1 protein-coding gene is annotated in these 901 nt (G+C 72.3%); it reads right to left on the bottom strand.

Translation table 11 applies throughout. The features are described 5' to 3' along the window. A partial coding sequence (locus AC1D15_RS34725; protein ID WP_477829652.1) for a histidine kinase dimerization/phospho-acceptor domain-containing protein occupies positions 1-901 on the bottom strand: 901 nt, incomplete at both ends.

Here is a 901-nt window from a genome sequence, read left to right as displayed (position 1 = left end):
CCAGGTCCATGCGGCCGGCCTCGATCTTCGACAGGTCGAGGATGTCGTCGATCACCTGCAGCAGGTGCGAGGCCGCATCGCCCACCTTGCGCAGCCGCTGCGCCTGGGCGGGTTCGTGCACGTCGCGGCGCAGCAGGTGCGTGAGCCCGATGATCGCGTTCATCGGCGTGCGGATCTCGTGGCTCATGTTGGCGAGGAACGCGCTCTTCGCCCGGTTGGCCGCCTCGGCCTTGTCGCGCGAGACGACCAGCAGCCTTTCGCTCTCGAGCAGCGCCTGGTTCAGGCGCTGCAGCTGGTGCGTGCGCTCCTCGACGAGCTCCTCGAGCCGATGGCGGTGGCGGTCGAGCTCGGCCTGCGTCGCGTGCCGCTCGGTGATGTCGGTGAACGAGGTGACGACCGCGGTCAGCACGCCGCACTCGTGCATCGGCTCGGCATGCGCGAGCACCCAGCGCAGGTCGCCGCCGGGCGGCACGACGCCGATCGTCACGTCGTGGCAGGGCTGGCCGCTGCGCAGGCAGCGCAGCATCGGCATCTCGGAGCGCGGCATCGCGCTGCCGTCGGGCCGCACGGTGCGCCACTGCGCGAACGCGCCGGGCCGCTGCAGTTCGGCCGCGCCCATCCCGAAGAAGCGCTGGGCCTGCGGCGAGCAGGCCTGCACGCGGCCGCGGGCATCGACGATCAGGATGCCTTCGTCGAGTGCGCAGACCATCGAGCGGTACTGCACCTCGCTGCGCCGCAGCGCGTCCTCGGCGAGGCGGCGCTGCGTCACGTCGGCATGCACGACCACCGCACCGCCGCGGCCGGTGCGCAGCGGCGTGACGTCCATGTGGAACCAGCGCGGGCTGCCGCCGGCATCGCAGGCGTACTCGTGCGAGAACACGTCACGCCAGCCGGCCAGCAC

The sequence above is a fragment of the Rhizobacter sp. P2_H2 genome, assembly GCF_056403375.1.
Note: the sequence above shows the minus strand (reverse complement) of the source record. Positions and strands in the feature narration are given on the sequence as shown.